Here is a 12,458-nt window from a genome sequence, read left to right as displayed (position 1 = left end):
AACTGGCCCAGGCCGTCCAGGACACCGTCCACGCCGGCCGGGCTGGCTGGCCCACCGCCCGCCTCCTCGCACCCCACCTGCCACCCTTGCTGGACCGCGCCACCGACCCCACCTTCACCGCAGCCCGTGGCACGCTCGATTCCCTTGCCGGGGTGCTGCGTGAAGCCGACGCCCCGGCCGAGGAGCATCTACTACGCCAGCATGTTCTGAACGCCGTGACGCGCCGTCTCGGGGCCGAGCACCCCGATGCTCTCCCCAGCCGCAATAACCTGGCTGTCGCCCTGGCCGGACTGGCCCGATACCAGGAAGCCGCCGACCTGTTTCGCCGCGTCCTCACCGACCGAGAACGTGCTCTCGGCCCCGACCACCCCGACACGCTCGCCAGCCGGAGCAGCCTGGCCTTCGCCCTGATCGGGCTGGGTCAGCATCAGGAAGCCGTCGACCTGTACAACCACGTCCGTGTCGACCATTCCGACGTCCCTGCTCGCTACTCCAATTTCGCCATCGCCTTGGTCGGCTTAGGCCGGTACGAGGAGGCTGCGGACCTGCACCGGCGTTTCCACGCCGAGCGTGAGCGCACTCTTGGCCCCGACCACCCCGCCACCCTCGCCAGCGGTAACAACCTCGCCAATACCCTGTTCGGTCTGGGCCGGCATCAGGAAGCCGCGGACTTGCATCGCCGCGTCCTCACCGACCGAGAACGCCTCCTTGGGCCCGGCCACTCCGACAGTCTTGGCAGCCGCAACAACCTCGCCCACGTCTTGACTGCTCTCGGGCAGCATCAGGAGGCTTCCGACCTGCACCGCCGCGTCCTCACCGACCGCGAACGCACCCTCGGTCCCGACCACCCCGACACCCTCACCAGCCGCACCAACCTCGCCACCACATTGATCGCCCTCGGCCAGTATCAAGAAGCCGCCGAACTCCATCAGCGCGCCCTCACCGGCCGCGAACGCACCCTGGGCCCCGACCACCCCGACACCCTCACCAGCCGCACCAACCTCGCCACCACGTTGTTCAGGCTCGGCCAGTACCAGCAAGCCGCCGACCTGCACCGCCGCACCCTGGCGGACCGCGAACGCACCCTCGGCCCCGACCACCCCGACACCCTCGGCAGCCGCAACGACCTGGCCGCCGCTTTGGTCAGGCTCGGTCAGTATCAGCAAGCCGCCGACCTGTTTCGCCGCGTCCTCACCGACCGCGAACGCACCCTCGGCCCCGACCACCCCCACACCCTCGCCAGCCGTAACAACCTGGCCGCCGCTTTGGTCGGCCTCGGTCAATATCAGGAAGCCATCGACCTCCACCGACGCACGCTGGCTGACCGCGAACGCATCCTCGGCCCCGACCACCCCCACACCCTCAGAAGTCAAGAGAACCTCGCCAATGCGGAGGCGGCAGCCGCACGAGCGGAACGCGGCTGGTGGTCGAGACTGCGCCGACGCGGTCGGCCGTAGGTAATGCCTGCGCGTGTCCCGGTTCGATAGGGCGGTCCGCCCGATACGGGACGCGGAGGCTCCGCCGATGCGTAAGGCGCCACAGGCTGCCTCGCTGCCCCGGCCCTTTGGTTGGCTCACAAGTTCTGGCAGTGGTTGTTGACCGTCTCGGGAGGCAGCCGCACCGCTTCGGGGCCGGTGCTCATGGGAACGGGAGGCGCCTGGCAGCCCGCCCTCCTCCCGGGCATCGCGGCGCTCCTTCCGCTCACGGACCTTCAGGCAGACATCAGGCTGTTCGCCAGCGCGGGGCCTGGTCGTCGGGGACGTGCGGGGAGGCGAAGTGGAACGGCACCCCGAGAAAGTCGGCCAGGGCCCGGCCGGCTGCTGCGGCAGCAAGGCCCGGCGGGTGTCCGCCAGGACGGTGGTGGACGGTCGCCAGATGGCCTTCCCCAGCCGGGTTCAGGACCGCGACCAGCACCACGAACCAGTCATGGACGGTGTCGCCGTCCCACAGAGCCTCGACCGCGGCCACCTGGCCCGGGAGTGCCGCGGCGCGGGCTGTGAGTGAGGGGAGGTCGAGCGGATCGGGCGGCCTGCGCCGCACACGGTCACCAAGGGCCTCATAGCGCGCGTTAACCACCTGCTCCGCCTCACGCAGCCCCAGTCCCAGCGGCCGCAGGGCCTCCCACACGATCTTGACCGCCCTCAACCGGCGATCACACAGCACACCCGCGTCGACCTCCCCGCGGGTCCGTTCCTCCAGATAGGCCCACCAGCCGCTCATCCGCCCTCCGGGCGGGATCTCGTGGCGCGCGTCATGAGCCGAACGTACGGCAGCACCCCACGAACGGATCCAGCCAGCCCCGGGGACACAGACCGCCGCCGGAACCCGTGAACATCCCGCCCCGGTCCCGGATGCCTCGTGTCTTTCGGATCGGTGTCGAAGCCCTGTCCGTCGTCATGGACAAAGGCGGCCCTGCTTCTCCCTGCTCCGGGGCGGCGCAAGGGGTGTACAGAGAGGGATGGCGGGCTGACGGCCAAGGGTGAGGCGCTTCCTGAATCTGGCTCTGTCCGCAGTTCCGTGAACCACATTCAGCAGGACCGGTAGATCCCCTCGGGATCATCGTGAGCCCATGCCGCGTACTCCTCGAAGCCCAGGTTGCCGATGCTCAGGTTCGCGTAGACGTCGTGGACCCCTGCGGGAATGGTGCGGAAATCGCGGCCGAACTCGGTCAGCTGTTCATAGTCCTCATCGTCCACGCACTCCTCCCGCGTCAGCGTGGTGACCGCCAGCAGCGCGTGGCTTTCGGCCTGCATGGTTGTACGGTCGGCGAGAAAGACAACGGCCAGGTTGTCGTCGCCGCAGACCGCAGTCAGCACTTCGTCAACGGTCGCCCCCGCCCAGGCCGGACCGTCGATGAAGTGGACATGCGCCTCGTACGGCCTGTCTCCCCAGGGCTCCCTCAGCGCCGCCACCACGTTCTGCCACACCTGGTCGTCGTGGTAGTCGACCCTGACGACCAGGGCATCGAACTCATCCCGGTCAGTGACGGCGGGCAACGCTCTCATGGATCCTTCTCCTCGGTGACGATCGGTGAGCTGTGCCCGACTGTCTCATGGGCCGTTTTCGCGGACGGCTGCGCTCCCGGGCTAGCGCAGCCCCGCACAAGCATCAGCACTCGGCATGAGGACGTAGACCGTCACAGAACCGCGGACAGAACCGTTTTCAAAGATCCCCATCAGAGGCGAACCAGCATGGTGAGCTGCGGCTACGCCCTGAACGGCGAGTGGATGCGGACCGTTGCCAGCGGGGATCCCGGCACAGACCACAGGGGGTTATGAGCGGGGTCGGGAGCGGTGTTGTCGCATCGTGACCGCGGTCGGGCCCTGATGGTCGGTGGTGTGGTCGGGGCCGACTGCTGACCTGTGCGTACCCGCGGCGCCCGACACACAGGGGTGCCGCTGGAGGAGGGAGCCGACGATGACGAACGTCGACACCGGCGGCCGGGACCGGCTGGCGCTGGCGGTACTGGCCCAGTACCGGATGGCCACCACCGCACAGATGCACCTCATCCTCTCGCCCGAGGTACGGATCGAGCAGACGCGGCGCCGGCTGGCCAAACTCCGCGAGGAGGGGCTCATCGACCGCATCACCCTGCCCCAGGCCGGGCGCACCCGGGTGTGGCACCCCACCCCGTACGGGGCGCAGCTCGTCGGCGAGTGGCCCGAGCTGCGCGGCCGACGCCCCCCGCGGGGCGCGACCGACCGGACGGCGGTGCGGCTGAAAGCCGGGCACGGGCTGACGGTGACCGAGACCGCGCTGGCGTTCCTGCAGGACGCCCGCCGCCGCGGCGACGTGTGCCGGCCCCTGGACTGGGTCCCGGAGGTCCGCCACCCCCTGGGGGGCGGCGAGGCGGTCATCCCCGACGCCCTGCTCTACTACCAACGCCGCTCTGCGGACGGTGCCGACAGTGCGAACGGCGCGCACCGCACGACCGGCGCGAACGGCGCGGACGGCGCCGGCGATACGGAGGGACCCAGGGGCGGGGTGATGCTGCGGGCGTTCGTCGAAGTCGACCGCGCCACCATGGGCCCCGAACGCCTCGCCGCCAAATTGTCCTCGTATGCCCGCCTCCACCGTTACGCGCCCGCACCCGCGGCCCGGCCGCGGCAGCAGCCCTTCCCCCCAACCGACGCAGGAAAGCTGGCGCCAGCACTACCCGCTCTTCCCCCGCCTGCTGTTCGTCCTGGACGGCACCGGCTCGGCAGGCGTCGAGACCCGCATCCACGCCCTCCGGGCGGCAGCCCGCGACATCGCGCTGGCCGGCTTCCTGCGCCAGGTTCCCGTCCTCGCCGCACCCCTGGCCGACCTGCTCCAGCACAGCCCCGCCGCACCCGTCTGGTACCCCATCCCCGACACCGACCACGACCACGGCCACGGCCAGCGGGCCGGCTGGATGCACACCCGGCATCCCTGACCACCACCATGGGCCCGACCACAGCAGGCCAACGCCATGCACAGACACTGCGCAGCCGTCGAGCGCACGGCAGGGGAAGCCCGGCGGGCGGCGGGACACCATGCCGCCGCCCGCAGGCATGCGGAGCACGAGGCGGGATAACAGGACGGGCGGCTGGACGAGGTGGCAGACGTCCGGGTGCCGGCGGGAACACGGCAAGGCGGTGACGGACAAGACCTGGCAAGGCCACACGCCACCACCCCACCGTAGAAGCAGCCCCATACTCGACCACGAACCGCCACAAACCCAACCACGCAGACCAGCACACCGCGCACACCAGGACGGCGGATTACGCAGCCCCCAACCCATTGCGCACCGACGCACCGAAATGCATACCCGGCACCCCTGACCACCACCGTCAGAGCCGTGGTCAGGATCGTGGCCAGGCATCACGCAGCCCTCGACCACGGACACCAGAACCCCGACCACGGACCCCACCACCGCAGGCCACAGCACTGCGCAGGCAATTGCGCAGCCGAACGCGCAGCAATTGCGCAGCCACACCCCCGGCAAGACCACCAACTGCGCAACGCGCGCCCGCCAACTGCAGAACACCCCCGTGAATGCGGGGAGCAGTCCGACTCCTTGCCGAAGGAGATGCCGCAGTTGGGACCATCCCCGCGGGTGCGGGGAGCAGTCGCCGGTGACGGTGGTGAGCACGGCGGACGGGGGACCATCCCCGCGGGCGGGGAGCAGCCGACGGCACGCAGGGCAATCATCTGGGCGACGGGACCATCCCCGCGGGTGCGGGGAGCAGACGCCACTTCCTCTCGCGCTTGTCGTAGGTGCGGGACCATCCCCGCGGGTGCCGGGAGCAGCCGCACAGCACCACGTCGGGGCGCGCGTCGGGGGGACCATCCCCGCGGATGCGGGGAGCAGTCCAGAGCAGAGCGGAACAGCTCCGCGAAGTGGGGACCATCCCCGCGGATGCGGGGGGCAGCGAGTACGACGCCGAGCGCTCCCCCCGTTATGCACCCCAACCGGTCACACCCCGACCAGCCGCACGCCCCCGGAACGTGCAACCGCCCTGGGCCACGGCACGGTGACGGCGGTGATGACATGTCGAGTGTCACCCCCGGCGTGCCAGCGTCCGGTGAACCGGCTGATCCGGTCTCCGGCGACGACCGGTCCGGGCACGGTCAGGTCGGCCGTGAAGGTGTGACGTTCCGGATCGGGCGTGATGATGCATTCCGTGAAGTCCAGCCAGCGACCGGTCAATGGAAACCACGCTTTGTAAACGCTCTCTTTCGCGCTGAACAGCAGCCGGTCCCAGTGGACGCGAGGGTGGGTGATGGCCAGCCGGGTCAGGGTCATTCGCTCCTCGGGCAGCGCGGTCAGCTTTTCCACGCCGTCGGGCAGAGTGGCGTGCGGCTCGGCGTCGATCCCGATCGAGGCGAAGGTATCGCGATGAGCTACCGCCGCCGCTCGGTAGCCGTCACAGTGCGTCATGCTGCCGATCACTCCGTCCGGCCACTGGGGTGCACCCTTGGGGCCCGGCAGGATCGGTCCGGGGGTCACTCCAATCCGTCTCAGCGCGGTGCGTGCGCAGAGACGGACGGCGGCGAACTCGCGGCGGCGCTTGTCGACTGCGCGGGCCACGACGGCCGCCTCCTGCGGGTGCAGGTCGATGTGCAGTGGGTCGGTGAACAGCTCTGAAACGGCGACACCGGATGGAAGGAGGGCGTTCAGCAATCCGGTGTCGGCGGCTCCGGTGATCACGAGTGACCACCCGCTTGCTCGGTGTTACGAATGTCGCAAATCTTGTCCACTGCATCCTCCGAATTCGACTCACGAGGTGGGTGGTGGGGGCCCCGGCACTGTTCGGTGTGTGCTGCACGAATGACCGTCTTGCCCCGTTCCTTGAGCGGCAGTCGGTCACGCTCAGTAAGGCGAAAAGTGACCACAAGGCGCTGTAGACGGGAGTGATCTACTGGGTTACGTTCAGCATGCAACGGATGACACGGGGGAGTTTCCTGATGCAGATGAGTGTGAGTTCTGGCCCGTTATATCACCGAATATGGGGGCCAGACAGGCGGCAGCAGGGCTGCGCGCGGCTCCCCGGTCACCACCCCTCCGGTTCTGCCTCGTGACCGCCCGGCACGTCGTTCTGGGCCTGCCGACGCTCGCCACCGGTGGCCTCTCCGAAAACTGGCTGTTACGTGAGTCCGGCGACCTGCACTGGTCGTTGATCGGTGAGTACTTCGGCACCTCGGTCAACAAACTCGCCGACGCCGACGGCACCCGGTTACTCCCGGCCTTCGTCCGGGTCCGGCACACCGCGAGCGCCTCGCTCGCCTCTTTCGCCGAGCTCGACGAAGGCGAGATGAGCGGTGAACTGATCAGACTGGACGACCGGCGGTTCCTGTCCGACATCCGGTTCGCCACCGGTACGGCACACGTCGACGTCCGGCTGCTCACCGTTTTCGTCCGCCGCTCGGACCGTAACTGGCTGGTTCCCGGCGTGCCACAGCTCCCCGGCTGCCTGTCGGCCCGTGAGCCGGACGCCGACCAGCTGGCCTTCCTGCACGACTTCCAGGCTCAGAGCGGGCGCCACATGGACGGTCCCGGGCTGCACACCGAGCGTTACGAGCTCAACCCGGTCGTCGACGTCAACGCCCTCGGCCTGCTCTACTTCGCCTCTTACCCGCATATCAACGACCACGGCGAGCGCCGGTACCTGCACTCGCTGGCGCCGGGCGGCGAGTGGGCCACCGCGGCCGCCACCGTCAGCCGCGACGTCGTGTATCTGGCGAACTGTGGCGCCGAGGACACCGTGCGATACCGGCTCGACGACCTGCGCCTGGAGGACGGTCACCGGGCGGTGCTGACCTCGACGTTGCTGCGGGAGGGGGACAACAGGCCGCTGGCCCGGATCGAGACGGTCAAGGCACTGCGCGGGCCCAGCGTGTTCGGCGGACTCTGGGGTGACGCCGTCACCACCCGCGCCGCGACGGCACCGCCGGACCCGGCGCCCGTGACCGACGACCTGGACGCGGTGCTGCTGCCTCTGCTGGAACGGGCGCTGGGTCGGCTCGCCGGCTCCCTGACCGCCGACGACGACCTGCGCCGGTACGGCCTGGACAGCGTCGCGCTGGCCGAGGTCGTGGCGCTGGCCCACGACGAACACGGCCTGCAGATCGATCCCAGCGCCATGTTCCAGGCCTTCACCGCCGCCGCCATGGCGCGGGTGATCCGCGGCGAAGACCGCGAGCCCCGACCGGTCGCCGCCACGGCCGCACCGAAGCCGGACGCCTCGGCGCCGATCGCGGTGATCGGCATGGCCGGACGTTTCCCCGGGGCGGACAGCGTGGGTGAGCTGTGGGACCTGCTCGGCCGCGACGAGGACGCGATCCGCGACATCCCGATCGACCGCTGGGACACCGCCGCATACCCGGATCTGGTGGGACGAGCGGCGCTGCTCGACGACATTCGCCGCTTCGACCACGAATTCTTCGCCGTCAGCCCTCGCGAGGCTGCGCTGATGGATCCCCAGCAGCGACTCATGCTTGAGGTGGCCTGGGCGACGGCCGAGGACGCCGGACAGGATCCCACCACGCTGGCGGGCAGCCTGACCGGCGTCTACACCGGGGTGTGCCACTCCGACTACGCCACCGTTCTGGCCGAGCACGCCGGTCGCGACGAACCGCACTTGAGCGTCGCGGTCTCCCCGTCGCTGGTGGCCAACCGGGTCTCGTACGCCCTGGGCCTGCGCGGCCCGAGCGTCACCGTGGACACACTCTGCTCGTCGTCGCTGGTCGCGGTCGCCCAGGCCATCGCGGCGCTGCGGGCCGGAGAATGCGACCAGGCCTTCGCGGGCGGCGTGAACGTGCTGTGCGACCCGGGACGGCACGCGGCGTACCAGCGGGCCGGAGTGCTGAGCCCACGCGGACGCTGCCACACGTTCGACGACGGCGCCGACGGCTACGTCCGCGGCGAGGGGGCATGCGCGTTGCTGCTCAAACCCCTCGACCGGGCGCTCGCCGATGGCGACCAGGTGCACGCGGTCATCCGCGAGGTGGCGGTCAACCACGGCGGGCAGGCGCAGTCGTTCACCGCGCCCAACCCGGAAGCCCAGGCCGACCTGCTGGTCAGCGCGTACACCACGGCGGGCGTCGACCCCACCACCGTCGGCTACATCGAGGCGCACGGCACCGGTACCCGGCTGGGCGACCCGATCGAGGTGTCGGCCATGGTGGCGGCGTTCCGCCGGCTGTACGCCCAAAGTCAGCACCCGATGCCGGACGCGCCGCACTGCGGCATCGGATCCATCAAGACCAACATCGGTCATCTGGAGGCCGCCGCCGGTATCGCCGGAATGATCAAAGTCATTCTCGCGATGCGCCACCGGACCCTGCCGGCCACCCGCAATGTGCGCCGGACGAACCGCATGATCAACCTGTCCGGGTCGCCGCTACGGCTGCAGCTGGAACATGCCGCATGGGAGCCGCCGCCCGGCGGCGGCCCCCGCCGGGCCGGGGTCAGCTCGTTCGGCATGGGCGGCACGAACGCGCACGTGGTCCTGGAGGAGGCACCGCCCGCCGCCGAGGCGCCGCCGACCGGCCGGGTGGCGGTGCCGGTGTCGGCCCGCGCCCCGCAGGCCCTGCGGGACGCGCTTGTCGCGCTGTTGAACGTGGTGCGGTCACCGCAAGCGCCCCCGCTTGCCTCGATCGCTCGGACGATGAGCACCGGCCGCGCCACGCTGGCCTGCCGCGTCACCGTCACGGCGGCCGACCTCGGCGAACTCGCGGACGCTCTGGCCGCCGCCGTCGACGCCGAGCCGCTCACCGGCGACGCCGGGATCGAGGGCCCGGTGCTGGCCGCCCCCATCGTGTCGCTGCCGACCTACCCGTTCCGCCGGGACCAGCACTGGGCGGCGCCCACCGCCGCCCCTCAGTTCCTCACCGCGGCCTGGCAGGACGCGCCGCCACCCGCGTCGGCTCAGCGCGGGCGCTTCCTGGTCCTCACGACGGACCCGAACCTGGCGCCGACGCTGTTCGGCGACGACGCCCTCGCGCATCGCCCCGGCGATCCGCTGCCCGCCGTCCCGGGCCTGGTCGGCGTCGCCGATCTGGTCGACTGGAGCGAACCGGGCGCGCTGGTCACCGAGCGGATCGAGGTGCTGCGCCAAGTGCTCGGCCGGCATCCGCGTACCGGCCTGCGCTGCCTGCACGTCAGCGGCGCCCGCCGCTCGGCGCTGGCCGGCTTCTACCGCGCCGTCTCCGGAGAACTGCCCACGGTGGTCTCCCGCACCGTCCGGGTCGACGGTGACTTTGCGGACCTGGCCGCCGCGGTCGCGGCCGAGAGCACGGCCGACGACCAGGAGACCGAGATCCGGTACGCCGGCTCCCGGCGGCGGCGCCGCGTGGTCGGGTTCGCCCAGCCCGGCGACTTCGACTCGCTGACCGGTCTGGACCGGGGCGCCGTTCTGATCACCGGGGGCGTCGGCGGAATCGGCCTGCGCCTCGCCGAGCACCTGGTCGACCGGGGCGCGCGGCACCTCGTCCTGATCGGCCGCTCCGAGCTGCCTGCCCGCAACCGTTGGGCGTCCCTGGTCGCCGAGCCGTCGACCGACCCGCTGCTGCGCGCGCGCCTCACCGCCCTGCTGGCCCTCGCCGACCGGGACGTGAAGCTTTCCGTCCACACACATGCGCTGAACGACGTGGTCACGCTGCGCCGACTGGTCAACCGACATCGAAGCCGTACCGACGGGATCGCGGCGGTCTTCCACTGCGCGGGGGTCATGCACCAGCCCCGGTCGTTCCTGGCCAAGACGGCCGGCGAGATCGATGACGTGCTGCGGCCCAAGCTCGCCGTCGAGACACTGTGGGCGGCGTTCGGCAGCCGTTTGCCGCGGCTCATGGTGTTGTTCTCCTCGATCGCGGCCGGGTCGCCGCGGCTGGCCGGGGGCTATCTGGACTACGCCGCGGCCAACAACGTCCTCGACGACTTCGCCGAGGCGCACGCGGAAGAGCCCGGGTGCGTGGTCCGGTCGCTGCGGTGGCCGCTCTGGCGGGACGTCGGGATGGGCGAGCGGCGTACCAGCGCCGGGACCGAGCTGGGCATCCCCGACCTGGCGGAGACCGACGCGCTGCGACTGCTCGACCTGGCGCTGCGGGTGCCGGGCGAGCCGGTTCTGCTTCCCTGCCTGACTCGCCGGACGACGGTGCCGGCCGACGACCTGTTCCGGGCGCCCCGGCGTGCCCCCGAGGCGGCCCCGGCGCCGGTCACCGCTCCGGAGGACGGGCCGGAGCCGGACAACATCGACTGGCTGGCCGACGTGGTGGCCCGGACCACCCGCACCGATCGGTCCCTGCTGCGGCCCGACACCAACCTCGTCGACCTCGGCGTGGACTCGTTGCTGATGGCAGAGCTGGTCCGCGATCTCGAGGCGGCGCTCGGAGACGTCGTGGATCCCAGCCTGCTCCAGGAGCATCCGACACTGGCCCGGCTCGCCGCCGCGCTCACCGACGGAGGGGTGCGCGCCCCGGCCACCGGCCCGGTGGCGTCCGCGGCGCCGGCGCGAACGCCCGCCGCGGACGGCGTGCCGATGCGGATCGCGGTCATCGGGATGGGCTGCCGGCTACCCGGCGCCGCCGACCCGGGACAGCTGTGGCAGGCACTGCTCGCCGGGCGGGACATGGTCGGCGACGTGCCGGCGGACCGGTGGGACACCACGGCGCTCTACCGGCCGGACGGCGGCCCCGGGTTCAGCCAGAGCCGGTGGGGCGGCTTCCTCGACGACGCCGCCCTGTTCGACCCGGGCTACTTCGGCTTCGACGACGAGACGGCACGGCAGCTCGACCCCCTGGTGCGCAAGACGCTGGAGGTCGCCGTCGAATGCGTCCACGACGCCGGGTACACCGACGAGGAGTTGCGCGGCCGCCGGGTCGGCGTCTTCGTTGGCGGCCGGACCGGCAACCACCGCGAATACCTGCGGCCGCTGACCCGCGAGTCCATCGTCGGGATCAACCAGAACTACATCGCGGCGCACGTGTCGCACTTCCTCGACCTCGCCGGGCCGAACCTCGTGGTCGACAGCGCGTGCTCGTCGGCGCTGGTCAGCGTGCACCTGGCGGCGCAGAGCCTGATGCTGGGCGAGTCCGAGATGGCGCTGGCCGGCGGCGTGGACCTGCTGCTGGACGAAGAGCCATATCTGATGCTCAGCGCCGGCAAGGCGCTGTCACCCACCGGACGCTGCCGTACTTTCGACGAGTCCGCCGACGGCTTCGTCCCGGGAGAGGGCGCCGGGCTGGTGATGCTGAAGCGTCTCGACGACGCCGAACGCGACGGCGACCGCATCCTCGCGGTCATCGAAGCGTCCGGTGTCAACAACGACGGCCGCACGATGGGCCACACCACCCCGAACGGGCACGCCCAGCGGGCGCTGATCACCGATGTGCTCGCCCGCGGCGGCATCGACGCGCGCACCATCGGATATGTCGAGGCGCACGGCACCGGCACGATGATCGGCGACCCGATCGAGTTGCAGGCGCTGACCGCCGTCTACCGGCGGCACACCGGTGACCGGGAGTACTGCGGGATCGGCAGCGTCAAGAGCTCGATGGGCCACCTGCTCAGCGCGGCCGGGATCGCCGGATTCATCAAGGCCGTGCAGACGCTCCGGCACGGGCTGATCGTCCCGACCCTGCACTGCGAGCGGCCCAATCCTCGGTTCGCGTTCGCCGAGTCACCGTTCTTCCCCGCGCGCACCACGACCGAACTGCCCGCCGGCAGCCGCGTCGCGGTCAGCGCTTTCGGATTCGGCGGCACCAACGCCCACGTCGTACTCGGCCCCGGCGCGCCCGAGGGGACCGGCCGGGCTCCGCTCCCGCCACCGGAGTACCGGCGTCGCCGGTACTGGCCTCGCCGTGCCGAGATCCGTACCAGGCCCGTCCGCCCCGCCGCGAGACCGGTCCGGTCGGCGCGCCTCGATCTCACCGTCACGCCGGTCGCGGCCCCCGCGCTCGACCGTTCCCACCGCTGAGCTGCGACCACGGGGAGAGAA

The 12,458-nt window shown here is 71.1% G+C and carries 6 protein-coding genes and 1 pseudogene; 4 read left to right on the top strand and 3 right to left on the bottom strand.

Translation table 11 applies throughout. The annotated features are described in order from the left end of the window. Positions 1–1,457, top strand: a 1,457-nt coding sequence (locus B7L92_RS13475; protein WP_218030448.1) for a tetratricopeptide repeat protein, incomplete at its 5' end; no start/stop codon positions are given. 265 nt (positions 1,458–1,722) lie between these two features. Here the strand turns inward: B7L92_RS13475 and B7L92_RS13470 are convergent. Together B7L92_RS13470 and B7L92_RS13465 are read right to left on the bottom strand one after the other, a co-directional pair. Further along, entirely contained in the window at positions 1,723–2,220 is a 498-nt protein-coding gene (locus tag B7L92_RS13470; protein ID WP_081237644.1) for a hypothetical protein, read from the bottom strand. Between the two features lie 308 nt (positions 2,221–2,528). Continuing rightward, positions 2,529–3,005, bottom strand: a complete 477-nt coding sequence (locus B7L92_RS13465; protein ID WP_081237643.1) for a DUF6924 domain-containing protein — start codon at positions 3,003–3,005, stop codon at positions 2,529–2,531. Between the two features lie 412 nt (positions 3,006–3,417). Between B7L92_RS13465 and B7L92_RS42320 the strand changes: the two are divergent. Together B7L92_RS42320 and B7L92_RS42315 are read left to right on the top strand one after the other, a co-directional pair. Next, a pseudogene (locus tag B7L92_RS42320) lies at positions 3,418–4,017 on the top strand (replication-relaxation family protein); the annotation flags it as partial. A 43-nt stretch (positions 4,018–4,060) separates the two neighbouring features. Further along, the gene (locus tag B7L92_RS42315; RefSeq protein WP_255310935.1) at positions 4,061–4,414 is read left to right on the top strand and encodes a hypothetical protein; all 354 of its coding nucleotides are present in this window, start codon (positions 4,061–4,063) and stop codon (positions 4,412–4,414) included. Between the two features lie 1,023 nt (positions 4,415–5,437). Here B7L92_RS42315 and B7L92_RS13455 read toward each other — a convergent pair. Further along, positions 5,438–6,145 carry a 4'-phosphopantetheinyl transferase family protein gene (locus B7L92_RS13455; protein ID WP_081237646.1) on the bottom strand — a complete coding sequence of 236 codons (708 nt, stop codon included), beginning with the start codon at positions 6,143–6,145 and terminating at the stop codon, positions 5,438–5,440. Positions 6,146–6,539: 394 nt separating this feature from the next. Between B7L92_RS13455 and B7L92_RS13450 the strand changes: the two genes are divergently transcribed. Beyond that, complete coding sequence (locus tag B7L92_RS13450; protein WP_255310934.1) at positions 6,540–12,437, top strand: beta-ketoacyl synthase N-terminal-like domain-containing protein; 5,898 nt, start codon at positions 6,540–6,542, stop codon at positions 12,435–12,437. The last annotated feature ends 21 nt before the right edge of the window (positions 12,438–12,458 follow it).

The organism is Streptomyces viridosporus (assembly GCF_002078235.1).
Classification (GTDB): Bacteria; Actinomycetota; Actinomycetes; order Streptomycetales; family Streptomycetaceae; genus Streptomyces; species Streptomyces viridosporus.
This window is presented reverse-complemented; position numbering and strand designations above follow the sequence as displayed.